At 68.3% G+C, this 22,699-nt stretch carries 22 protein-coding genes (1 of these 22 cut by a window edge); 3 read left to right on the forward strand and 19 right to left on the reverse strand.

Annotated features, from left to right (window positions below):
- Both tyrS and FND50_RS22685 read right to left on the reverse strand, forming a co-directional pair.
- A protein-coding gene (tyrS, locus tag FND50_RS22680) for a tyrosine--tRNA ligase (RefSeq protein WP_144287193.1) crosses the window boundary here: on the reverse strand, window positions 1-1,165 show its 5' portion. Its footprint begins 113 nt before the window's first position; only the first 1,165 of its 1,278 coding nucleotides appear in the window; it begins with the start codon at window positions 1,163-1,165; the stop codon falls past the left edge of the window.
- Window positions 1,166-1,173: 8 nt separating this feature from the next.
- Window positions 1,174-1,845, reverse strand: a complete 672-nt coding sequence (locus FND50_RS22685; protein WP_144287194.1) for a DNA-3-methyladenine glycosylase — start codon at window positions 1,843-1,845, stop codon at window positions 1,174-1,176.
- A 39-nt stretch (window positions 1,846-1,884) separates the two neighbouring features.
- Here FND50_RS22685 and FND50_RS22690 point away from each other — a divergent pair, with 39 nt between their 5' ends.
- The 3 genes from FND50_RS22690 to FND50_RS22700 are packed head-to-tail and all read left to right on the forward strand — an operon-like array spanning window position 1,885 to window position 3,994.
- Complete coding sequence (locus FND50_RS22690; protein WP_144287195.1) at window positions 1,885-2,616, forward strand: ABC transporter ATP-binding protein; 732 nt, start codon at window positions 1,885-1,887, stop codon at window positions 2,614-2,616.
- Window positions 2,616-3,371, forward strand: a complete 756-nt coding sequence (locus tag FND50_RS22695; RefSeq protein WP_037204898.1) for an ABC transporter permease — start codon at window positions 2,616-2,618, stop codon at window positions 3,369-3,371. The genes FND50_RS22690 and FND50_RS22695 overlap by 1 nt, the downstream gene beginning before the upstream one ends.
- Window positions 3,368-3,994 carry a TetR/AcrR family transcriptional regulator gene (locus tag FND50_RS22700; RefSeq protein WP_144287196.1) on the forward strand — a complete coding sequence of 209 codons (627 nt, stop codon included), beginning with the start codon at window positions 3,368-3,370 and terminating at the stop codon, window positions 3,992-3,994. Before FND50_RS22695 ends, FND50_RS22700 begins: the two co-directional genes overlap by 4 nt.
- A gap of 26 nt (window positions 3,995-4,020) precedes the next feature.
- On the opposite strand, the gene FND50_RS22705 is transcribed toward FND50_RS22700, so the two are convergent.
- The 17 genes from FND50_RS22705 to infC form a co-directional block, all read right to left on the reverse strand.
- Complete coding sequence (locus tag FND50_RS22705) at window positions 4,021-4,233, reverse strand: Trm112 family protein (RefSeq protein ID WP_005247353.1); 213 nt, start codon at window positions 4,231-4,233, stop codon at window positions 4,021-4,023.
- A gap of 38 nt (window positions 4,234-4,271) precedes the next feature.
- Window positions 4,272-7,232 (reverse strand): acyl-CoA synthetase, encoded by a 2,961-nt coding sequence (locus FND50_RS22710; protein WP_260851055.1) that lies wholly within the window; start codon window positions 7,230-7,232, stop codon window positions 4,272-4,274.
- Between the two features lie 136 nt (window positions 7,233-7,368).
- Window positions 7,369-8,787: an argininosuccinate lyase gene (gene argH, locus FND50_RS22715; protein WP_144287198.1), complete on the reverse strand. Its 1,419-nt coding sequence runs from the start codon at window positions 8,785-8,787 to the stop codon at window positions 7,369-7,371.
- A gap of 2 nt (window positions 8,788-8,789) precedes the next feature.
- Window positions 8,790-9,989, reverse strand: a complete 1,200-nt coding sequence (locus FND50_RS22720; protein ID WP_144287199.1) for an argininosuccinate synthase — start codon at window positions 9,987-9,989, stop codon at window positions 8,790-8,792.
- 47 nt (window positions 9,990-10,036) lie between these two features.
- Window positions 10,037-10,597 carry an arginine repressor gene (locus FND50_RS22725; protein ID WP_005260422.1) on the reverse strand — a complete coding sequence of 187 codons (561 nt, stop codon included), beginning with the start codon at window positions 10,595-10,597 and terminating at the stop codon, window positions 10,037-10,039.
- Window positions 10,594-11,541, reverse strand: a complete 948-nt coding sequence (argF, locus tag FND50_RS22730; protein WP_144287200.1) for an ornithine carbamoyltransferase — start codon at window positions 11,539-11,541, stop codon at window positions 10,594-10,596. Before argF ends, FND50_RS22725 begins: the two co-directional genes overlap by 4 nt.
- Complete coding sequence (locus FND50_RS22735) at window positions 11,538-12,737, reverse strand: acetylornithine transaminase (protein ID WP_005247366.1); 1,200 nt, start codon at window positions 12,735-12,737, stop codon at window positions 11,538-11,540. The genes argF and FND50_RS22735 overlap by 4 nt, the downstream gene beginning before the upstream one ends.
- On the reverse strand, window positions 12,734-13,660 hold the full coding sequence (gene argB, locus FND50_RS22740; protein ID WP_144287201.1) for an acetylglutamate kinase: 927 nt from the start codon (window positions 13,658-13,660) through the stop codon (window positions 12,734-12,736). Before argB ends, FND50_RS22735 begins: the two co-directional genes overlap by 4 nt.
- Window positions 13,657-14,901: a bifunctional glutamate N-acetyltransferase/amino-acid acetyltransferase ArgJ gene (argJ, locus tag FND50_RS22745; protein ID WP_144287202.1), complete on the reverse strand. Its 1,245-nt coding sequence runs from the start codon at window positions 14,899-14,901 to the stop codon at window positions 13,657-13,659. Before argJ ends, argB begins: the two co-directional genes overlap by 4 nt.
- Window positions 14,898-15,953: an N-acetyl-gamma-glutamyl-phosphate reductase gene (argC, locus tag FND50_RS22750; protein ID WP_005247372.1), complete on the reverse strand. Its 1,056-nt coding sequence runs from the start codon at window positions 15,951-15,953 to the stop codon at window positions 14,898-14,900. Before argC ends, argJ begins: the two co-directional genes overlap by 4 nt.
- 68 nt (window positions 15,954-16,021) lie before the next feature.
- The gene (locus FND50_RS22755; protein WP_005260418.1) at window positions 16,022-16,420 is read right to left on the reverse strand and encodes a hypothetical protein; all 399 of its coding nucleotides are present in this window, start codon (window positions 16,418-16,420) and stop codon (window positions 16,022-16,024) included.
- Between the two features lie 44 nt (window positions 16,421-16,464).
- Complete coding sequence (gene pheT, locus FND50_RS22760) at window positions 16,465-18,951, reverse strand: phenylalanine--tRNA ligase subunit beta (RefSeq protein WP_144287203.1); 2,487 nt, start codon at window positions 18,949-18,951, stop codon at window positions 16,465-16,467.
- Between the two features lie 67 nt (window positions 18,952-19,018).
- Window positions 19,019-20,104 carry a phenylalanine--tRNA ligase subunit alpha gene (pheS, locus tag FND50_RS22765; protein ID WP_037204920.1) on the reverse strand — a complete coding sequence of 362 codons (1,086 nt, stop codon included), beginning with the start codon at window positions 20,102-20,104 and terminating at the stop codon, window positions 19,019-19,021.
- Between the two features lie 94 nt (window positions 20,105-20,198).
- A complete protein-coding gene (locus FND50_RS22770; protein ID WP_005247382.1) occupies window positions 20,199-21,008 on the reverse strand; it encodes an RNA methyltransferase in 810 nt (269 codons plus the stop codon).
- Between the two features lie 41 nt (window positions 21,009-21,049).
- Entirely contained in the window at window positions 21,050-21,439 is a 390-nt protein-coding gene (rplT, locus tag FND50_RS22775; protein ID WP_005247385.1) for a 50S ribosomal protein L20, read from the reverse strand.
- Between the two features lie 63 nt (window positions 21,440-21,502).
- A complete protein-coding gene (gene rpmI, locus FND50_RS22780; RefSeq protein WP_005247390.1) occupies window positions 21,503-21,697 on the reverse strand; it encodes a 50S ribosomal protein L35 in 195 nt (64 codons plus the stop codon).
- Window positions 21,698-21,754: 57 nt separating this feature from the next.
- Entirely contained in the window at window positions 21,755-22,402 is a 648-nt protein-coding gene (gene infC / locus FND50_RS22785; RefSeq protein ID WP_144287204.1) for a translation initiation factor IF-3, read from the reverse strand.
- Window positions 22,403-22,699 lie beyond the last annotated feature (297 nt).

The raw sequence follows: 22,699 nt of genomic DNA on the forward strand, positions 1-22,699 counted from the left end.
TCTGGTTGTTCACCGAAGCGCCGCCTTCCTTCACGGTGCGGCGGGCCGCACCCTTGCTCTCGCACAATCCGCTGAGAACCAGGAGGTCGACGATGCCGGCGGGCTCCCCCGGCGCAAGTTCCGCGACGGACGCCTCCCGAAGGGCGGCACCGAGCGTCGGCTCATCCAGGTCCTGCAGTTCCGCGCGGCCGAACAACGCCTGGCTCGCGAGCTCCACGGCACGAGTGTTGGCTTCGCCGTGCACGAGAGTCGTCATTTCGGCGGCGAGCCGGCGCTGCGCCTCCCGCGCATGCGGCCGCTCGGCCGTCGCCGTCTCCAGTTCCGCCAACTCCTCGGCCGTGAGGAAGGTGAACCACCGCAGGTACTTGATGACGTCGGCGTCGCCGGTGTTCACGAAGTACTGGTACCACGCGTAGGGGCTCGTCATCTCCGGGTCGAGCCACAGGCTTCCGCCTCCGGTCGACTTCCCGAACTTCTTGCCGTCCGCCGACGTGACGAGCGGGACGGTCAGACCGTGCACCGACTCGGCGTCGATGCGACGGTTCAATTCGACGCCGGCGATGATGTTGCCCCACTGGTCGGATCCGCCGACCTGCAGCGAGCAGCCGTGACTGCGCTGCAGGTGCAGGTAGTCGTTGGCCTGGAGCAGCATGTAGCTGAACTCGGTGTAGGACATGCCGTCGGATTCGAGGCGCCGCTTGACGGTGTCTCTCGCGAGCATCACGTTGACGGAGAAGTGCTTGCCCACGTCGCGCAGGAAGTCGATGGCCGACAGCTTGCCGGTCCAGTTCATGTTGTTCTCGATGATCGCGCCGCTCGGCGAGTCGTCGAAGTCGACGAAACGTTCGAGCTGACCCCGGATCCGATCGGCCCATTCGGCCACGGTGTCGGCGGAGTTCATCGTCCGCTCACCGACGTCGCGGGGATCGCCGATCAGACCCGTCGCTCCACCGGCCAGCACGACGGGGCGGTTGCCCGCACGCTGGAATCGCTTCAGCGCGAGCAGGGGCACGAGATGGCCGGCGTGCAAACTCGGCCCGGTCGGATCGAAACCGGCATAGAGCGTGACCGGTCCGGCGTCGAGATCGCGACGCAGCGCGTCCAGATCGGTTGATTGGGCGATGAGCCCGCGCCAGGTCAGTTCATCGATGATGTTCTCAGTCACGGGTCCGATCATCCCATCTGCTCGTCGGCGGGCATCGCACGCGGGCTCCTCCGGTACACGGAGACGGCCGGCGACTCCGGAATCCAGAAGCGCCACGGCCGGTCCGCGGCCGTGCTGACGCCGACCCGGGGGCCACTCGCCCATCCGTCCGACTCCGCGACCTCCAGCCGGACCGGCGAATCGTGCTCGAACAACGCCGCACCGTTCTCCGCGAGGGTCACGCCGGTCGCGGACCCCAGGTTGCCGGGACCGCGCGCCCAATCCGCAGGTCGCGTGACGCGGGGCCGGCGCGCCTGAACCGTGGCGCAGCCGTCGAGCACTTCGCCCGCCCGGAGAAGCACCCCGCCCGCGCTTCCGACCGGCCCGTACGACACGTTCATGCAGAAGTGCATCCCGTAGCTGCGGTAGACGTACAGGTGCCCGGCCGGGCCGAACATCACCTCGTTGCGCGGCGTCCTCCCTCGGTACGAGTGCGATGCCGGATCGGGCCACGGGCCGTCCTTCTCCCCGCCGTACGCCTCCACTTCGACGATGCGGATGCGGACGTCTCCGATGATCAGCGTGGATCCGAGAACGATTCGCGCGGCGTCGACGGGGTCCGCCCGGTCAAGTCGATCGATGGTCACGTCCCGATTCTCCACAACCGTTGACTTCGCCACCCCGTCGGTCGCATAATTCATCAAGCAATGAATTCACCCAGTGATGAATTGAGGCCCGCCATGACCGGCAGCCCGGTGATCGACATCCGAGATCTGCACGTGCGAAGAGGCAGGAACGAAGTGCTGCACGGCATCGACGTTCAGGTGCCGAGCGGATCCATCACCGGCCTCCTGGGACCCTCCGGCTGCGGGAAGACCACGCTGATGCGGTGCGTGGTCGGCACGCAGATCGTGGAATCGGGGACGGTCACGGTGCTGGGCGCCCCCGCAGGCTCGGTCTCGTTGCGAAGCCGCATCGGATACGTCACCCAGTCACCCAGCGTGTACGCCGACCTCACGGTCAAGAAGAACGTGGCCTACTTCGCCGCGCTCTACGGCCAACCGTCGGACGCGATCACCGAAGCCGTCGAGGCGGTGGGTCTGACACGCTTCGCAACCCAGAAGGCGGCGGATCTGTCGGGAGGACAGCTGGGACGGGTCAGCCTCGCCTGCGCGCTGGTGGCACGCCCCGAGGTCCTCGTCCTCGACGAGCCGACCGTCGGCCTGGACCCACTCCTGCGCGTCGAACTGTGGGAACGGTTCGACGCTCTCGCCGACGCCGGTACCACCCTGCTCGTGTCGAGCCACGTCATGGACGAGGCCGAACATTGCGCTTCGCTCCTCCTCATGCGCGACGGCTACGTTCTCGCGCAGGTTTCCCCCGGCGAACTCCGGGAGCAGACCGGTGAGGCGAGCCTCGAAGACGCCTTCCTGAACCTCATTCGCGCATCACATGTCGGGAGCGAGAACTGATGAACGTCACGATCTTCGCAGCCACTGCGGGCCGGATCCTCGCGCAACTACGGACGGATCACCGCACCGTCGCCATGATTCTGGTGGTACCCAGTCTGCTGATGGTGTTGCTGTACTTCCTGTATCAGAACGTTCCGGCGCCACCCGGTCAGCTGTCGCTGTTCGAGCGCGTCGCGATCACGATGCTCGGCATCCTGCCGTTCGTCGTGATGTTCCTGGTCACGTCGATCGCGATGCAGCGCGAACGGACGTCGGGAACACTCGAACGCCTGCTCACGACCCCCATGGGCAAACTTGACCTGCTCGGCGGCTACGCTGCCGCGTTCTCCACGGCCGCTGCTGCGCAGGCGGCGCTCGCCTGCGTCGTCTCGTTCGGATTCCTCGGCCTCACCACCGAGGGCAGCGTGACGTGGGTGCTGCTGATCGCCGTGCTGAACGCGATACTCGGCGTCGCCCTCGGCCTATTGTGCAGCGCCTTCGCGCGCACCGAGTTCCAGGCGGTGCAGTTCATGCCGGTGGTCGTGGTGCCCCAGCTCTTCCTGTGCGGTCTGCTCGTTCCGCGAGATCAGCTCCCCACGTGGCTCGAGTGGATCAGCAACGCCCTCCCGCTGAGCTACGCGGTCGAGGCGCTGCAGCAGGTCGCCACCCATCCCGGGGCGACGGGGCTCATGTGGCGCGACCTGGCGGTGGTCGCCGCCTTCGCGCTCCTCGCACTGTCGCTGGGCGCCGCGACTCTGAGGCGTCGCACACCATGACCGGCTCCGCGACACGCGCGGACGCCACCCCGGGTCTGCGCACGGGACGACGCCCGGGCAACCCGGACACACGGTCACGAATCCTGGCGAGTGCACGGAAACTGTTTGCACAGAACGGATTCGACAAAACCAGCGTGCGCTCCGTGGCCACCGGTGCCGGCGTCGACTCCGCCCTGATCCACCACTACTTCGGAACCAAACGAGATCTGTTCCTCGCCTCGGTCGACATTCCCGTGGATCCGACGCAGGTGATCGCTCCGGTGCTCGACATTCCGACGGGCGAGGTCGGTAGTCACCTCGCCCGGGCCGTCTTCTCCATCTGGGAGTCGCCGCACAAGCCCGCCGTGGTCGCGGCGTTCCGGTCCGCGATGGCGGGAAACGAACCCAATCTCATTCGCACTTTCCTCCTGGAGGTAGTTCTCCGAGACCTCGGACCGCGCGTCGACGAGCCACCGGGAACCGGGATGCTGCGCATGCAGCTGGTGGCATCCCAGATGGCCGGGGTTCTGGTGACGCGGTACATCCTCGAATTCGAGCCACTCGCGTCGCTACCCGTCGACGACCTCGTCGCGATCGTCGGACCGACGTTGCAGCGCTACCTCACCGGAGCTCTGCCGGTGTGATCGGGCTCGCCCCGAGTCCGGTGTGATCAGGCCTCGCCCGCAGCCCGGGCAAGCAGCGTCTCGTGCTCGTCCGCGCCGACGTCCCGGGCCTCGTCGATGAGGAGGACGGGAATCCCGTTCTCGATAGGATACGCCCGTCGCAGGCGAGGGTTGTAGAGCAGCTCGTCGCCGACCAACAGCAGAGGACCCTTGTCCTGCGGGCACGCGAGAATGCCGAGCAACGTCGGATCAATAACCACGGAAGTCCTCTCCAACCGTTCGGGTGAGCAGTGTCAGGTTACCGCGCACCGGCAGGCACCCCGGCCGAGCCGTTCCGAAACTCCGCGGCCACCGCTTTGGTCAGTCGCTTGTACTGCTGCGATTCCGGATCGACGTACCACACACGGGTTCCCGGCGTGGGCAGTCCGGCCGCGCTCAGCGCCTCGGCGTTCGGACGGTACGAGGACCCCAGCGGGATGTCCTCCACCACCTGGATGATGTCGGGTCGCAACGCGGGAGGAAGCACCTCGAAGGCGTCGGAGATCTCCGCCAGCCTCGGCGCCCGCCCTTCGCGGAGGGTGAACGCGGCCACGGCCAGCGTCCGGCCGCCGACCTCCACCCCGTAGGCAACCGCGAGGTCGACGCGATCGACGGACACGAGCGCATCGACGATCGGCTGGGTGAACACGGCCCCCCTCGAAGTCGCGATGACGGTCTTCCTGTGGTCGACCAGCCAGTAGTCCCCGTCGGCGTCGCGACGGAAGAGGTTCTCCGTCGGAATCCAGGCGTCGCCCGCGGCAAAGATCCCCCGCATCGCGCCGCCGGACATCTCGGCGTGCACGCCCGCCCTGCCGAGGAGCAGACCGACCTCGTCGTCCTGGCATTCCCGGATGAACCCCTGCTCGTCCTCCAGCAGTCGCCCGGCGATCGGGTCGTAGGCCGCGAGCCGGACCTCCGCGCTCCCCGGGAGGGGGCGCCCCTTTGCCCCGACCTTCGCGCCTGCGACGTTCGCGAGAACCACGTCGCCCTCGGTGGACGCGTAGAACTCGAGGACCTTCGCCGGTGCGAACCGCTCCGTCGTGTGACGCCACAACCCCTGCGGCATTCCGGATCCGATGAAGAGCCGGACGGGGTGACTGCCGTCGAGCGCGAGGTTCTCGGCGTCGAGGATTTCTCGCATCATCGTCCACGTGTAGCTCACCACGGTCACCCCGTAGCGGTGGACTTCCTCGGCGAACCGCTCGGGATCGACTCCGCGTGAGAGCGCAATCCGGGAGCCACCTGCCACGGCACCACCGATCGCGGCCAGTAGGCTCGACGAATGATGCAGGGGTGCAAGGCAATACACGGTGTCGCCACGGTCCAGATCGGCGGCCGAGGCCGTTCCGAACGCCGACAGCGCCCACCGGTAGTTGGTGATCTGTTTCGTCTCCCAGTGGCCGTTGGACTCACTGCAGATGATGAATGCCAGTTCACGAGCGAGACCGGGATCGGGCCGGTACCAGCCCGGCAGTGTCACGGCGGCGGGGTCGATCTTCTCGAGGTCCACAACGTTCGCCGAGGGATCCACGTCGAGGTCGCGCTGGTCGCCACCGCCCAGAACCAGGACCTGCATCCCGGTCGTGATCGCCGCGTCGAGATTCTCCGGGTCGGTGACGATGCGTTCGACACCGTCGATGCGGATCGCGGTGTGGACCTCCCGGCCCGGGGGCAGGAGGACAGCCACAGCACCGAGACGGGACAGCGCCGCGATGGCGGCGAGCGCACTCGGGCGCGTCTGCATCACGACGCCGACGTGAGCGGCGGGACGGACACCGGCCTGGATCAGGCCGCGCACCACGTTGTCGATCCGCTGATTGACCGCCGCGTAGGTATGGACGCGATTGTCGAAGAGGAAGCACTCGCCGCCGGGCGCCTTCCGACCCTGTTCGGCCAGCAACCGGCTGAGCGAGATCTGGGTGTGAGGCTGCATCTGACCGAGCCGGGCCAGCCGCGGCAGCGCCCGCGTGGCCTCGCCGGACAGCTCCACCGTTCCCCGCAGCGCGCCCGAAGCGAACTCACTGATCCCCTTGCCGACACCGACGCCGACCTCGGCGACCGACGCCACGGTGTGAATGATGCGGTCGCTGATGGAGACTCCGGATTCGCTGCCGAAATGTTCGTCGTAACGCATGAGCTCGATAGTGGTGGGCCGTGGGCCGAGACCCTCGTTCCACAGCACCCATTTCCCGGTCGTGGGCCACGTGTGGGTCGCCGCAGCCGAACCGACGACGAGGCCGAAATGTCCTGCCCGCAAAGTTGATTCGTACACATTCGCCCGTGGGGCCGCCCGGCGGATACCGCGGACAGCCAACGGCTGACCGATGTCGTCGACTTCCCCGACGAACGCGAGGATGGGGCAGGTCAACTCCGCGAGCGACACCACCTGATCCTTGATCACGAACCCGCCGGTCATCATGCGGTTGTGCACGATGAACTGCTTGAGCAACTCCGCAACAGCCGGACCGGACCACGCCACCCAGCCCTCGGTCGCGAGGAACCGCCGCTGCTGCTCCCGCGGCAACAACGCTTCCCGGTCGTGCAACTGACGCAGGAAGTCGAGCCTCGACTTCAGCGTTTTTACGGGATCGAGAAGCTGAAAACCGGTGCGCGCCATCCACCCCGAGACCGCGAGCCGATTGAAGACGTGGTCGGCGAGGAAGCCGGCAGCGTCGGTGGCGAACCCCGCCGGAATACCGAACGGCAACCCGGCGAGCGTGTCGACCGGACTGCCGAACGTCACGAGGCCGGCGATGTTGCGACTGCGGCGGTAGGCGGCGGCCTGGTAGGCGAACATGCCGCCCTGCGAGTATCCGGACAGGTAGACGTCACGACCGGTGTGCGCCCGCACCTGGTCGATGATCTCGCTGATCGCGACGATGTGGTCGGCGAGATTCCGATCCCACCCGCCCTCTTCGGAATCCGGCGATCCGAAGTCGACCACCCACGGGTCGATCCCCATCGAGTGCAGGATGCCGACTGCGCCCTGATCGCGGGTCACGTCGTAGACGTCGGCCGACATCATCATCGGCGGGACCAGAACGATCGGGGGCCCGGCGTCGGCAGGGTCGGTGTCGGGGAAATACCTGCGGAGCCGATACATCGGTGCGCGTTCGACCACCTCGAACGGCGACGTGGTGAGGTCCGTCTCGAGTCCACCGAGGCGAACTACCTCCAACCCGTTCTGCGCCGTCGCCACCACGCGACGGATCGGGCCCATCACCGTTTCGGTATTCAGTCCCACGAACACTCTCCCAGACTCTCGAACCGTGACGCACGTCTCACTGCCGCCCGCCCTCACCCTACTGCGCTCGACGCGTCACACAGCCCCTAATCCGGGGCGTCCGACACGGGCGTCATCGACACCACTCTCGCAGCGACTCGGACAGCTGACGGACCCCGCCCAACTGTTCGGCCACACGGATACCGGCTGTACCGCCGCGGGCGTTACGCGAGGCGATCGAGCCCTCGACGGTGAGCACCTCCCGCACCTCCGGAGTGAGCGCCGGATCGACCTCGGCGAGTTCGTCGTCGGTGAGATCCTCGAGTCCGACGGCCCGCGCCTCGGCAACGCGGACGCACGCCCCCGCCGCCTCGTGCGCGACCCGGAACGGGACGCCCTGACGAACGAGCCACTCGGCGATGTCGGTGGCCAGCGTGAAGCCCGCCGGTGCCAGTTCCGCCATTCGGTCCGTGTGGAATTCGAGAGTGGACACCAGTCCGGTGATCGCCGGGAGCAGCAACTCGAGCTGTGCCACCGAATCGAAGACCGGCTCCTTGTCCTCCTGCAGATCCCGGTTGTACGCGAGCGGCTGCGCCTTCAGGGTGGCCAGCAGACCGGTCAGGTTGCCGATCAGCCGCCCGGACTTGCCGCGGGTGAGCTCGGACACGTCCGGGTTCTTCTTCTGCGGCATGATCGACGAGCCGGTCGACCAAGCGTCGGCGAGCGTGATGTAGCCGAATTCCGGAGTGCTCCAGAGGATGACCTCCTCGGCCATCCGCGACAGGTTGACGCCGATCATCGCGAGCACGAACGCCGCCTCGGCCGCGAAGTCCCGCGACGACGTGGCGTCGATCGAGTTCTCGGCCGACGAATCGAACGCGAGCTCCGCGGCGATCGCCTCGGGATCGAGTCCGAGTGACGATCCGGCCAGCGCTCCGGACCCGTACGGCGACACGGCCGCCCGCACGTCGAAGTCCCGCAGCCGCTGAACGTCACGAAGCAACGGGTGCGTGTGTGCCAGCAGGTGGTGCGCGAGCAGCACCGGCTGCGCGGCCTGCAGGTGAGTCTTGCCCGGCATCACCGCGGAGGGATGCGCCGCGGCCTGCGTCGCGAGTGCGTCGACGACGTCGAGGACACCCGCGGCCACGCGGCGGACGGCGTCCCGCAGCCACATCCGAAACAGCGTCGCCACCTGATCGTTGCGCGAACGCCCGGCGCGCAGGCGTCCCCCGACCTCGGGACCGACCCGATCGATCAGGCCTCGCTCGAGCGCCCCGTGCACGTCCTCGTCGGATTCGCTCGGGACGAACTCGCCACTCGCGACGTCGGCGGCGAGCCTGCCGAGACCCTCGAGCATCGCCGCGAGGTCGTCGTCAGCCAGCAGGCCGGCCTTGTGCAGCACCCGGGCATGGGCCTGGGACGCGCGCACGTCGTACGGGGCCAGCACCCAGTCGAAGTGGGTGGACTTGCTCAGCGCCGCCATGGCGGCGGCCGGTCCGGACTCGAACCGGCCGCCCCAGAGGGCTCCTTCGTTGGTGCCGTGAGCACTCATACCTAGAGGCCCAGATCGCGCTTCGCCGCGACCTTCGAGGACAGTCCGTGGATCTGCACGAATCCCTTGGCGTAGGACTGGTCGAACGTGTCGCCCTCGTCGTAGGTGGCCAGGTTGAAGTCGTACAGGGACTGGTTGCTGCGGCGGCCGTTGACGATGATCGCACCGCCGTGCAGCACCAGCCGGATGTCGCCGGAGACGCGTTCCTGCGTCTTCTCGATGAACGTGTCCAGCGCGACCTTCAGCGGGGAGAACCAGAGGCCGTCGTACACCAGCTCGCTCCAGCGCTGTTCGGTCTGACGCTTGTAGCGGCCGAGCTCGCGTTCCTGCGTGACGTGCTCGAGTTCCTGGTGGGCGTTGATGAGGACCATGGCTCCCGGAGCCTCGTAGATCTCACGGCTCTTGATGCCGACGAGACGGTCCTCGACGACGTCGAGGCGCCCGACGCCCTGAGCGCCGGCGCGGCGGTTGAGCTCCTGGATCGCTTCGAGGACGCTGACCGGCCTGCCGTCGATCGCGACGGGGCGGCCGGCCTCGAAGCTGATGATCAGCTCGTCCGGGGCCTGCCAGTTGACGGTCGGATCCTGCGTGTAGTCGTAGACGTCCTTGGTCGGCGCGTTCCACAGGTCCTCGAGGAACCCGGTCTCGACGGCGCGGCCCCACACGTTCTGGTCGATCGAGAACGGCGACTTCTTGGAGACGTTGATCGGGATCTCGTTCTCCTCGGCGAACGCGATCGCCTTCTCACGGGTCCACGCGTAGTCGCGGACCGGTGCGATCACGTCGAGGTCGGGAGCGAGCGATCCGAAGCCGACCTCGAACCGGACCTGGTCGTTGCCCTTGCCGGTGCAGCCGTGCGCGACCGTAGTGCCGCCGTGGGCGCGCGCCGCCTCGACGAGGTGCTTGACGATCAGCGGGCGGCTGATGGCCGACACGAGCGGGTAGCGGTCCATGTAGAGGGCGTTGGCCTGGATGGTCGGCAGGCAGTATTCGTCGGCGAACTCGTCGCGCGCATCCACCACGACCGAATCGACCGCACCGCAGTCGAGTGCACGCTGACGCACGACCTCCATGTCCTCGCCGCCCTGGCCGAGATCGATGGCGACAGCAACAACTTCCTTGCCCGTCTCCTTGCCGATCCAGCTGATGGCGACTGAGGTGTCCAGCCCGCCCGAGTAGGCGAGTACGACGCGATCGGCCATGGTCCTTGTGCTCCTTAGGTTGAAGATCTGTAGAGATGATTCAGTTGTCAGGCGAGGGATTCGATCTTGGCCGCGAGTTCCGCCCCGCTCAGCGGCTCGCGTGCCACCACGAGAATGGTGTCATCCCCCGCGATGGTTCCCACGACGTCAGGTAATGATGCCCGATCGAGTGCACTCGCCAGATAGTGCGCTGCCCCCGGGGGAGTTCGCAGCACCGCCATGTTGCCACTGGCATCGGTCGACACCAGTAACTCCCCCAGCAACCGCGACAGCCGGTCGGTTCCGCCGGAGACGCCGCGGACGGGATTTCCGTCCTCGGGCACCACGTAGACCCCGGCGCCGCCGTCTGCGGCGCGAAGTTTCACGGCACCCAGTTCTTCGAGGTCTCGCGACAGCGTGGCCTGGGTGGCGTCGATGCCCTCGGCCGCGAGCAGCGCCGCGAGTTCGGTCTGGCTGCGGACGGGGTTGTTCGACAGGATCGCGACGATGCGCGCCTGCCGTCCCGCCCGAGTGGGTGCCGTCGCCGCGTTGGCGGCGCGCTGCGGCTGAGCCGCACCTGCACGCTGCGGCTGAGCCGCACCTGCACGCTGCGGGGGTGCCGCACTCACGGACGGTCCCCGGCTCGCTGCGCCAGCAGCCACACGAGCAGGGCCTTCTGCGCGTGCAGCCGGTTCTCCGCCTCGTCCCAGACGACGCTCTGCGGTCCGTCGAGAACCTCGTCGGTGATCTCCTCCCCGCGGTGGGCGGGCAGGCAGTGCAGGACCACCGCGTCGGCGTCGGCCTTCGCGAGGAGCGCCTCGTTGATCTGGAACGGGCGGAACGGACCGACCCGGTCGAGCCCGTCGTTCTCCTGGCCCATCGACGTCCAGGTGTCGGTGACGAGTGCGTCCGCGCCGACGACCGCCGTCTGCGGGTCACCGCTGAGGGTGATGGTCGCGCCGGTCTCGCCCGCCCGCGCGCGGGCCGCCTCGACCACCCACGGCAGCGGTGCGAACCCCTCGGGGCTGGCGATGGTCACGTCGACGCCTGCGGTCACACCGCCCAGCATCAGTGAGTGCGCCATGTTGTTGGCGCCGTCGCCGAGGTAGGTGAGCTTCAGTCCCTTCAGCGAACCCTTCCGCTCCACGAGCGTCTGCAGGTCGGCCAGGACCTGGCACGGGTGGAACTCGTCGGACAGCGCGTTGACGATCGGGACGTCGGCGCCCGACGCCATCGCCTCGAGCCGCTTCTGCCCGAACGTGCGCCACACCACGGCGTCGACGTACCGCGACAGGACGCGGCCCGTGTCCTGCAGCGTCTCCTCACGGCCGAGCTGGGTGCTGCGCCCGTCGACGACGATCGCGTGACCGCCGAGCTGGGCGATGCCCATCTCGAACGAGAACCGGGTACGCGTCGAATTCTTCTCGAAGATCACGCCGACCCCGCGGGGGCCTTCGAGCGGGCGCTCCGCGAATGGGGCCTTCTTCAGCCTGGCGGCGAGCTCGAGGACCTCAGCCTGCTGTGCAGGGGTGAGGTCGTCGTCCCGGAGAAAGTGTTTCACCACGGTCGTCACTGCTTTCCCGGCTGAGCGGCCGATTGCGCGTTGTCGAGAATCGCGGGCAGCGCCGCGACGAATCCTTCGGCCTGATCGTCCGTGAGGACCAGGGGCGGAGCCAGCCGGACGACGCCCGGTTGTGCGGCGTTGATCAGGTATCCGGCCTCGCGCGCGGAGTTCTCCACCGCGGGGGCCACGTCCTGGGTCAGGACGATGCCGAGCAGCAGCCCGGCCCCGCGGACGTGGTCGATCAACGGATGTCCGAGACCTTCGATACCGGCCGACAGCGACTTGCCGAGCGTGTCGGCGCGGGAGATGAGGTCGTCTTCGGCGATCGTCCGCAGCACGGCGAGCGCCGCCGACGCGCAGACGGGGTTCCCGCCGAACGTCGTGCCGTGCTTGCCCGGCCCGAACAGGTCCGCGGCCGCGCCGGTCGCAATGCACGCGCCGATCGGCATCCCGCCACCGAGACCCTTCGCGAGGGTCATGACGTCGGGCACGATCCCGACCGCCTGATGTGCGTAGAACCAGCCCGTGCGGCCGATCCCGGTCTGCACTTCGTCGAGCACGAGCAGGGCGCCGCGATCGGCGGTGATCTGCCGTGCGCCCGCGAGGTACCCCTCCGGCGGAACGACGACACCGCCTTCACCCATCATCGGCTCCAGGAACACGGCCGCGGTGTCGGCGTCGACGGCGCGGTCGAGTGCGTCGAGATCGCCGTACGGCACGTGCTCGACGCCCGGGGGCATCGGCTCGAACGGCGCGCGCTTGGCGGCCTGGCCGGTGAGCGCGAGAGCACCCATCGTGCGGCCGTGGAAGGAGTTCTCCGCGGCGATGATCTTCGATCGTCCCGTGGCCCGCGCGAGCTTGAACGCCGCCTCGTTGGCCTCCGTGCCGGAATTACACAGGAATACACGTCCGGGGGCGCCCAGATGGGAGAGCAGCTTCTCGGCCAGTTCGATCGCCGGCTCGCTGGCGTACAGGTTCGACACGTGCCCGAGGGTCGACAACTGCGTGGTGACGGCCTCGATGATCGCCGGGTGGGCGTGTCCGAGGATGTTGACGGCGATGCCGGCGAGGAAGTCGACGTACTCCTTGCCGTCGGCGTCGGTCAGCACCGCTCCCTGCCCGCGCGTGAGTGCCACCCGGGGGACGCCGTACGTGTTCATCAGAGCGCCGGACCAGCGCTGCTGGAGTTCCGGGGTTCCGGTCATGAGGCAACTCCCTCGGTAGGTGAAGTCGGGCCGGGCGTGACCATCGTGCCGATGCCCTCGCCGGTGAACAGTTCGAGCAGAACGGAATGGGCGACACGGCCGTCGATGACGTGCGCGGTGGGCACGCCGCCGCGGACCGCGCGCAGGCAGGCCTCCATCTTCGGCACCATGCCGGCGTCGAGGCTGGGCAGCAGTTGCGCGAGCGCGTCCACGTCGATCTCGGTGGCCAGCGAATCGCGGTCCGGCCAGTTCGTGTACAGCCCTTCGACATCCGTGAGGACCACGAGCTTCTCGGCGCCGATGGCCTCGGCGAGCGCTGCGGCGGCGGTGTCCGCGTTGATGTTGTGCACCACACCGTCCGAGTCGGGGGCGATGGTGGACACCACGGGAATTCGGCCCGCACGGATCAGATCGAGGACCGCCTCCGGGTTCACCGTCGTGACGTCGCCGACGAGACCGATGTCGGTCGGCGTGCCCTCGACCATCACGGTGCGCTTGGTGGCGGTGAACAGGTGCGCGTCCTCGCCGGAGATGCCGACGGCGTACGGTCCGTGCGCATTGATCAATCCGACCAGTTCGCGGCCGACCTGACCGAACAGCACCATCCGGACGACGTCCATGACCTCGGGGGTGGTGACGCGGAAGCCGCCTTTGAATTCACCTGTCATGCCGAGCTTTCCGAGCATGGCATTGATCTGGGGGCCGCCGCCGTGCACGACGACCGGCTGAATTCCGACCGTCCGCAGGAACGCCATGTCGGCCGCGAACGCCGTCTTCAACGCGTCGTCGATCATGGCGTTGCCGCCGTACTTCACGACGACGACCTTGTCGCGGAACTGCTGCAGCCACGGTAGCGCCTCCGCCAGGACGTGCGCCTTCTGGTGATCGGTGACGCCGCTGAGTGCCTCGCTGGTCACTGTCATGACGAATACGCCGAGTTCTCTTCGACATACGCGTGCGAGAGGTCGGTGGTCCGGATGGTCACCGCGTGTTCGCCGAGACCGAGGTCGATGTCGAGGGAGATGTCGATGTCGCTCAGGTCCACGTCCCGCGCACCCGGTGCGCCGACGCCGTCGATGCAGACGGGGGCGCCGTTGAATGACACCGAGATCTTGTCGGGGTCCAGTTCGATCGGCGCGATGCCGATTGCGGCGAGCACCCGGCCCCAGTTGGGGTCGGATCCGAACAGCGCCGTCTTGACGAGGCTGTCCCGCGCCACCGTCCGGGCGCCGATCAGGGCGTCGTCCTCGCTGAGGGCGCCGCTGACCGTGACCCGCACCCGCTTGGTGACGCCCTCCGCGTCGGCCATCATCTGATCGGCCAGATCGTCGCAGACGGCCGTCACAGCCGCGTTCAGTTCTTCCTGGGTCGGTGTCACGTTGCTCGCACCGGACGCGAGCAGCAGCACCGTGTCGTTGGTCGACGTGGCGCCGTCGACGTCCAGCCGGTCGAACGTCACCCGGGTGGCCGCCCGCAGCGCGGCGTCGAGTTGCGCGGCGGTCGCGACGGCGTCGGTCGTCACCACGCACAGCATCGTCGCCAGCGCGGGGGCCAGCATGCCTGCGCCCTTCGCCATTCCGCCCACGTTCCACTTGTCCGCATGGTGCAGGGCGGCCTGCTTCGGCACCGTGTCGGTGGTCATGATCGCGTACGCGGCGTCGGTGCCACCCGAGATTCCCCCGGCGAGCTCGTGCACGGCCTCCGTGACACCGGCCAGGACCTTGTCCATGGGCAGGCGGTCCCCGATCAGTCCGGTGGAACACACCGCGACCTCGACGGCGCCGGTCTCGGTTCCCCAGTTGCTCAGCGCGGACGCCACTTCCTCGGCCGTCTTGTGCGCGTCCTGGAACCCGCCTGCACCCGTGCACGCGTTGGCCCCACCGGAATTGAGCACGACGGCGCGCAGCCTGCCCGTGGTGAGCACCTGTTGCGACCACAGCACGGGGGCGGCCTTCACCTTGTTCGCGGTGAAGACGCCCGCCGCTGCAAGCTCGGGTCCCTCGTTGACGACGAGAGCCAGGTCGGCGTTGCCGCTCGCCTTGATACCCGCCTTGATCCCGGCCGCGCGGAAGCCCGCGGGCCCCGACACTCCCTGGGTTCGGACCAGGGTGCCGCCGGCGACCTCCCGGGTCGGATGCGGATCGATCGTGCTGTCACTGCTCACGGGGCAACTCCCACTGTCGAGAGACCGGCGGTCTCGGGTAGTCCAAGCGCAAGATTCATCGATTGCACCGCTCCCCCGGCGGTGCCCTTCGCAAGGTTGTCGATCACCGCGACCACGACGATCTGACCGGCGTCGGCGTCGACCGTCACCGCGATCTGGACCGCGTTCGATCCGACGACGGCACCGGTCTGTGGCAGCACGCCCCGGGGCAGCACGTGCACGAACGGCTCGTCCGCGTAAGCCTTTTCGTAGATCGCGCGCACCTCGTCCTCGGACGCGGTGGTGGCCGCGGTGCACGTGGCGAGGATGCCGCGCGGCATCGGCGCCAGCACGGGGGTGAACGACACGGTGACGCGCTCACCGGCGAGTTCGGAGAGGTTCTGGATGATCTCCGGGGTGTGGCGGTGCACGCCGCCGACACCGTAGGCACGGACCGAACCCATCACCTCGGAGCCGAGCAGATCGGCCTTGGGTGCGCGTCCCGCGCCGGAGGCGCCGGTGACGGCGACGATCGTGACCCGCGGTTCGACGACACCCGCCGCGACCGCCGGAGCCATCGCCAGGCTCGACACCGTCGGGAAGCACCCGGGGACGGCGATGCGGGTGGCGCCGACGAGTTTCTCGCGGGCACCCGGGAGTTCCGGTAGCCCGTACGGCCAGCTACCCGCGTGCGGGCTCTTGTAGTACCGCTCCCAATCCTCGGCGTTCGTCAGCCGGAAGTCGGCGCCGCAGTCGATGATGACCGTGGACTCGGGCAGCGCCTTCGCGTACTGCGCCGAATTACCGTGCGGCAGACCGAGAAACACCACGTCGTGTCCGGCGAGCGTCTCGACGGTGGTGTCCTCGAGCACTCGGTCGGCGAGGGGAAGCAGGTGCGGATGGTGCGAGCCCAGAGTCGATCCGGCGTTGCCGCCGGCTGTGAGCGCGCCGATGACGAGCGAACCGTCCGCATACGACGGGTGCCCCAGCAGCAGACGCAGCACTTCGCCACCGGCGTATCCGCTCGCGCCGGCGACGGCAATCCTGATCGGTTTTCCCGCGTGCTCAGTCATACGATTGATTATGCATCATCATGCAAGCTAATACACACCGCGGTCTCTCGACGGGCCGCAATCCGTGGTCACTGCTTGCCGAGCGACCGCCGAATCTCGTCGAGCTTGGCCTTACCAGCCTTCTCCCGCTTCTCCCACGCCTCGTCCAGCGACTGCCCCGACGGGCTGTCGTGCGCGAGTTCGGAGGAGCCCATCGCCGTCCCGAACCGTCCCTCGATCCGCTCACGCACCCGGTCGAACGTCGGGACCCCACCCGGCGTGTAGTCCGGCTCGGGCACATCCGGTGCGATGTGGGGCACGACCTCCGCGGTCACCGGATCCTCGGCCGGAATCGCCGCGCCCACGTCCACCGCCGCGAGGAGCGCCCCGAGGCCCGGACGACCCGCGGCCACCGCACGCACCACCTGGAGGAACTCGGCGTCGGTCAACTGACTCGCCGCCGCCACGACGTCGCGCACTTCGGTCATCGCACCGCTCCTCACCGTCCCTGGCCCTCCACCCAGGCTACGGGTCAGCTGCGCAGTTCGGCACCCACGGCAGCGGACGCCGCAGCCACCGCGGCGTCGCGGGCGGCGCTCGCCTCGTCCTCGGTCAGGGTGCGGTCGACGCCGCGGAATCGCAGCGCGAACGCCAGCGACTTCCGGCCCTCCCCGACCTGCTCACCTTCGAACACGTCGAACAGCCGGATGTCCTCGAGCAGCTCCCCTCCGCCCGACCGCAGGGCCGCCTGGACCTCGGCGGCGGGTACCGCGGCGTCGACCACGACCGCCACGTCCTGAAGGACCGCGGGGAAGGGCGAGACCTTCGGCGCGGGCAGGTTCTCCACCAGCGGCAGGGCGTCCAGATCGATCTCCACGGCACTCGTCCGCGGGGGAAGTCCGGCGCGCTCGAGCACGGCGGGATGCAACTCGCCCGCGTGTCCGACGACGACACCGTTCACGAGCAGCTCCGCGCCGCGACCCGGGTGCCACGGCAGGTACTGCGTCGCGCGGAACTCCAGTTCGACACCGGCAGCGGCAGCGACCGTCCGGGCGGCGGCGAACGCGTCGGTGGCGTCGGCCGCTCGGCCCGCGCCCCACGGACCGCTCGGCTCACGCTGCCCCGTGAGCACCGCCGCCACGTGCACCGGCTGATCCGGCAACGACTGCAGCAGTGCCGTGATCTGCTCGTCGGTCGGGCGCCGGTCCACCGGCAGCGCCTCGACCGGCTTGGTGTCCGCACCGGGCAGCACGACCTGCGCGATGCCGAACAGCGACAGGTCGCGTTGACCGCGGGAAACGTTGCGGGCGAGGACCTCGAGAAGTCCGGGCAGCAACGTGGTGGGCAGTTCCGGCCGATCGGATTCGAGCGGGTTGAGCACCCTGCTGGTGTTCCTGCGCGGATCCTCGGGATCCAGCCCCCACGTGTCGAAGATCGCCGTGGGCAGGAAGACCGGAGGCAGGATCTCGACGTATCCAGAGAACGCCAGGGCCCGGCCGACGGCGCGCTTGCGGCGCTGCGCCGGAGTCAACCCACGACCCGCGGGGGCTGCGGGCAGCACCGACGGAATCTTCTCGAGCCCCTCGAGGCGCAGCACCTCCTCCACCAGGTCGGCGGGCTGCACCAGATCGGGCCGCCACGACGGCGGGCCGGCGACGAGCTGACCGTGTCCGCTGTCGCTGACCCCGACCTCCACGTTGCAGCCGATCTGCGTGAGCCGGCGTGCAGCGGTGCCGTTGGGGTAGTCGACACCCGCCACGCGGTCGGGGAGGTCGATGTCCATGCGGATGGGCTCGTGCGGGGTGACCTCACCGATGTCGGTGAGCGCCGGATCGACCCGCCCGCCGGCGATGTCGACGAGCAGCGCGGCCGCCCGGTCCAGTGCCGCCACGGGGATCTCGGGGTCGACCACACGCTCGAAACGCTTGCCGGCCTCAGTCGACAGCTTGTGCCTGCGCGCGGTCTTGAACACCGCGAGCGGATCCCAGGTGGCCGCCTCGAGCAGGATGTCGGTGGTTTCCGAGCCGACCTCGGTGGACGCGCCACCCATGATCCCGGCCAGCGACAGGACGCCCGAATCGTCGGCGATCACGACGTCCTCGGGGTCGAGGACGCGCTCGGTCTCGTCGAGAGTGGTCAGTTTCTCCCCCGCCACCGCGCGGCGCACGACGAGTTCGCCGCTGATCTTCGCGGCATCGAACGCGTGCAACGGCTGGCCCAGTTCGAGCAGAACGTAGTTGGTGACATCGACGGCCGGCGAGATCGGGCGGACCCCCGACAGCAGCAACCGGCGCTGCAGCCACCACGGGCTGACCGCCTTCGGATCGATACCCGTCACCCGGCGGGCCGCGAAACGCGTCGCCTTCGACTCCGGCTCGACGCGGATCGGCCACGCCTCCCCCTCCGCCGGGTACGGCGCCACCGACGCCGGGTCGGCGAAGTCGAGGTCGAACCCGCACGCCAGTTCACGGGTGAGCCCACGGATGGAGAAGCAGTAGCCGCGGTCCGGGGTGATGTTGAGTTCGATGACCGTGTCGTGCAGGCCCATCAACTCGTTGGCGTCCGCGCCGGGGAGCGCGGTGCCCGGCTCGAGGACGAGGATGCCCGAGTGGTCCTTGCCGATGCCGAGTTCGGCCACCGAGCAGATCATCCCGTCGGAGACCTGCCCATACGTCTTGCGGGACGCGATGGCGAAACCACCGGGAAGGACTGCGCCGGGGAGTGCGACCACCACGAGGTCGCCTACGTCGAAGTTCCGGGCGCCGCACACGATGCCCTGCGGCTCGGCCGCCCCCACATCGACCTTGCAGAAGCGGATCGGCTTCTTGAACTCGGTGAGCTCGGTGATCTCGAGAACCTTGCCGACCACGAGGGGGCCGTCGACGGGCTCGAGCCGGTCGACTTCCTCGACCTCGAGCCCGACCCGGACGAAACCTGCGTCGAGTTCCTCGGCGGTGACGTCCCAGTCCGGGGTGGCACGCTGCAGGATCTCGGTCAGCCAGGATTGCGCTACTCGCACGTCTGCTCAGCTCTCTCGTTCGTGAAAATGTCGTGACTGTGGTGGACGGGATCCGGGTGACGCAGGGTCAGCCCTGGACACCGAAGGGCAGTGTGAATCGCACGTCGCCCTCGACGATGTCGCGCATGTCCGGGATCCCGTTCCGGAACTGGAGTGTGCGCTCGAGCCCCATGCCGAACGCGAACCCGGTGTACACGTCGGGGTCGATTCCGGAAGCGCGCAGCACATTCGGGTTGACCATTCCGCAGCCGCCCCACTCGACCCAGCCTGCGCCGCCCTTCTTGTTCGGGAACCAGACGTCCACCTCGGCGGACGGTTCCGTGAACGGGAAGTAGTTCGGGCGCATCCGGGTGCGGGTCTCGGGACCGAACAGTGCGCGGGCGAACGCGTCGAGTGTCCCGCGCAGGTGAGCCATGGTGAGGCCCTTGTCGACGGCGAGTCCCTCCACCTGAGAGAAGACCGGGGTGTGGGTCGCGTCGAGTTCGTCGGTGCGGAACGTCCGCCCCGGGCACACCACGTAGATCGGCACCTCGCGCGAGAGCATCGTGCGCACCTGTACCGGCGACGTGTGCGTGCGGAGCACCTGGCGCGAGCCCTCCGGTGCGATGTGGAACGTGTCCTGCATCGTCCGCGCGGGGTGATCGGGCAGGAAGTTGAGGGCATCGAAGTTGAAGTGCTCGGTCTCCACCTCCGGGCCCTCGGCGACCTCCCAGCCCATCGCCACGAACACGTCCTCGACCTGCTCGGAGATGATGCTGATCGGGTGGCGGGCGCCTACCGGCTGACGCTGCGACGGCAGGGTCACGTCGATGGCCTCGGCCACGAGGACGGCCGCGTCGCGCTCGGCGAGCAGGACGGCGCGGCGCTCGTCGAACGCCGCACTGATCCGGGTGCGGGCGACGTTCACGCGCTTGCCTGCGTCGGCCTTCTCCTTGCCCGGGAGGGCTCCGAGTCCGCGGCGGGCGAGGGCGATCGGCGACTTGTCACCCATGTGCTCGACCTTGGCCTTCGCCAGGTCGTCGAGATCCGCCGCCGACGCGAACGCCTTCTCGGCGCTCTCCGCCGCCGCAGTCAGAGCGTCCTCGGTGAGCGCACTCGCATCGACCGCGCCGCCTTCGACCCCCGTGGAGGCAGCGCCCTCTTTTTTAGCCACGACCGGTGCCACTCCTTAAGTTCTTTCAGTCAACACTCTCGACGAAACCGAAACAGCTCGCCGTCAAATCCTATGCGATCCGATTTTCGCCGTTTCAGCTGTCGGTTCGCTTGCGGTTCTGGACCCGCGCGCTCGAATACAGGCAGATCGACGCCGCCGTCGCCAGGTTGAGGCTCTCGGCTCGACCGTGGATCGGAATCCGGACACGGTGATCGGCTCGCGCCGAGGTGGCTGCGTCGAGGCCGTGGGCCTCGTTCCCGAACAGCCACGCCGTGGGGCGGGCCAGCAGTTCGTCGGCATCGTCCAGATCGACTTCGCCGTCGGCCGCCGTGGCGAGCAGTTGAATTCCCGCCGCGCTGATGCTGTCGAGGACTGCAGCGGTGTCCCGTTCACGCACGACGGGAAGGTGGAAGAGGCTTCCGGCGGACGCCCGGACACATTTGCCGTTGTGCGGGTCGACGCTGTCGCCCGCGAGAATCGCCGCGTCCGCGCCCACCGCGTCCGCGACCCGGATGACGGTCCCCGCGTTACCGGGCTCCGCGACCGCGACCGGAACCGCGAGCAGACGAGTTCCGGGGCCTATCGCCTCCGCCAGCGGAACGTCGAGGAGATCGCACACCGCGACGAGACCCGGCGGGGTCACCGTGTCGCTGAGAGCTCGGACCGCCCGGTCCGTCACCAGCGACGTCCGGACGCCCGCCGTGTGTGCCCGGTCGATCAGCCGCGAGTACCGCTGCTCCGCGTCCTCGGTGTAGAAGAGGTCGTGTACGGGGCGGGTGTCGAGTGCCTCGCCGACGGAGTTCTCGCCCTCCACCAGGAATCGCCCCACCTTGCGGCGTTCCGCGGTGCGCAGCAGCTTGACAGCAGAAACGACCCGTGGGGTGCGCTCGGTGAGCGGGTCCACGGGTCGTTTCCGAGGCTCTGAAGGCCGGGGTGCTGCGAGACTCAGGCTGCTTCTCCGGCCGGAGCGTTCACGTCCGCCGGGAGCGCCGCCTTGGCGAGGGCCACGAGGCCGGCGAATGCCGCCGCGTCGGAAACGGCCAGCTCGGCGAGGTTCTTGCGGTCGACCTCGATCTCGGCCAGACGCAGACCCTGGATCAGGCGGTTGTACGTGATGTCGTTCGCCCGTGCAGCAGCGTTGATACGCGTGATCCACAGCTTGCGGAAGTCACCCTTGCGCGCGCGACGGTCACGGTAGGCGTAGGTCAGCGAGTGGAGCTGCTGTTCCTTCGCCTTGCGGTACAGGCGCGAGCGCTGTCCGCGGTAGCCGCTGGAGGCTTCGAGAATCGAACGACGCTTCTTCTGGGCGTTTACCGCCCTCTTTACGCGTGCCACTGAAAAATCCTGTCAATCTTGGGGCGGTGAGCTGCCCCGGGTGGTCAGTAAAAGGGTGTCGACTCAGATGTCGAGCAGGCGCTTGATGCGAGGAGTGTCAGCCTTGCTGACGACAGCCACGCCATCGAGGCGACGGGTCACCTTCGTGGCCTTGTGCTCGAGCAGGTGGCGGCGACCGGCCTTCTGGCGCAGGATCTTTCCGCTGCCGGACACCTTGAATCGCTTCGCGGTGCCGCTGTGGGTCTTCGACTTGGGCATGGAGTCCTCAGTTCTCTGTATCCGGACGGTGATCCGGGTCGTGCTGGTGTAGTCGGACTAGCTGGTCGGCGCTTCGCCGGGCGCACTGTCGCCCGCCTGCTCCGCAGGAGCCTGTGCCGGCGCGGCCGGCGCGGGAGTTGCCCGCTGCGCCGGCGGCGCAGCGGCGCTTTCCTGCGCCTTCACACGGGTCTTCGCGCCCTTGTGCGGAGCGAGCACCATCGTCATGTTTCGACCATCCTGCTTGGCGGACGTCTCCACGAACCCGAGATCCGCCACGTCTGCACCGAGACGCTGCAGCAGCCGGAATCCGAGCTCCGGACGCGACTGCTCACGTCCGCGGAACATGATCGTGACCTTGACCTTGGATCCGGCTTCGAGGAAGCGCACGACGTTGCGCTTCTTCGTCTCGTAGTCGTGATCGTCGATCTTGGGGCGGAGCTTCTGCTCCTTGATGACCGTGAGCTGCTGGTTCTTGCGCGACTCACGCGCCTTCTGCGCGGCCTCGTACTTGAACTTGCCGTAGTCCATGATCTTGCAGACCGGCGGGCGAGCGTCGGGGGCCACCTCGACCAGGTCGAGATCGGCCTCGAGGGCCAAGCGGAGTGCATCTTCAACACGCACGATGCCAACCTGTTCACCTCCGGGTCCGACGAGGCGGACCTCGGGAACTCGGATGCGATCGTTGATGCGGGTCTCAGTGCTGATGGGGCCTCCTAGGTTGAACGGTCTTGTCTCGAGACCGCCAGCAGCCCGTACGCCCGGATTCCCAACAAAAAAGCCCCGCTGCGGTGAATGACTCTCACCATGCGGGGCCCGATGTCGACCGATCAGACGAACTCACGGCTCACGCCGATCCCTCGTCTCCTCACACTCGAGGAACTCGAACCGAGTAGCCTCGGACCGAGCGACCGGACCACTGAACTGCAGTTTTACCTGCCGCGCAGAGGTGGGAGTCGGACTCCACTTGCTGCCCCCGACAAATCCGAAGGCGGTCGTTGCGTC

Origin of the sequence: Rhodococcus sp. WB9, from assembly GCF_007558985.1 — a bacterium.
In the GTDB taxonomy this organism is placed as follows: domain Bacteria; phylum Actinomycetota; class Actinomycetes; order Mycobacteriales; family Mycobacteriaceae; genus Rhodococcus_F; species Rhodococcus_F opacus.

Coding starts and splice junctions, on each gene's coding strand:
- FND50_RS22710 (WP_260851055.1), bottom strand. CDS start 7,232: ATGGGCCCGATCCGTCGCGTGGTGGCGACGGCGCAGAACGGGTTGGAG.
- argC (WP_005247372.1), bottom strand. CDS start 15,953: ATGACTGAGCACGCGGGAAAACCGATCAGGATTGCCGTCGCCGGCGCG.
- FND50_RS22720 (WP_144287199.1), bottom strand. CDS start 9,989: ATGGCCGATCGCGTCGTACTCGCCTACTCGGGCGGGCTGGACACCTCA.
- FND50_RS22695 (WP_037204898.1), top strand. CDS start 2,616: ATGAACGTCACGATCTTCGCAGCCACTGCGGGCCGGATCCTCGCGCAA.
- argH (WP_144287198.1), bottom strand. CDS start 8,787: ATGAGTGCTCACGGCACCAACGAAGGAGCCCTCTGGGGCGGCCGGTTC.
- FND50_RS22690 (WP_144287195.1), top strand. CDS start 1,885: ATGACCGGCAGCCCGGTGATCGACATCCGAGATCTGCACGTGCGAAGA.
- FND50_RS22685 (WP_144287194.1), bottom strand. CDS start 1,845: ATGAATTATGCGACCGACGGGGTGGCGAAGTCAACGGTTGTGGAGAAT.
- rpmI (WP_005247390.1), bottom strand. CDS start 21,697: ATGCCCAAGTCGAAGACCCACAGCGGCACCGCGAAGCGATTCAAGGTG.
- FND50_RS22735 (WP_005247366.1), bottom strand. CDS start 12,737: ATGACCGGAACCCCGGAACTCCAGCAGCGCTGGTCCGGCGCTCTGATG.
- FND50_RS22700 (WP_144287196.1), top strand. CDS start 3,368: ATGACCGGCTCCGCGACACGCGCGGACGCCACCCCGGGTCTGCGCACG.
- FND50_RS22755 (WP_005260418.1), bottom strand. CDS start 16,420: ATGACCGAAGTGCGCGACGTCGTGGCGGCGGCGAGTCAGTTGACCGAC.
- argB (WP_144287201.1), bottom strand. CDS start 13,660: ATGACAGTGACCAGCGAGGCACTCAGCGGCGTCACCGATCACCAGAAG.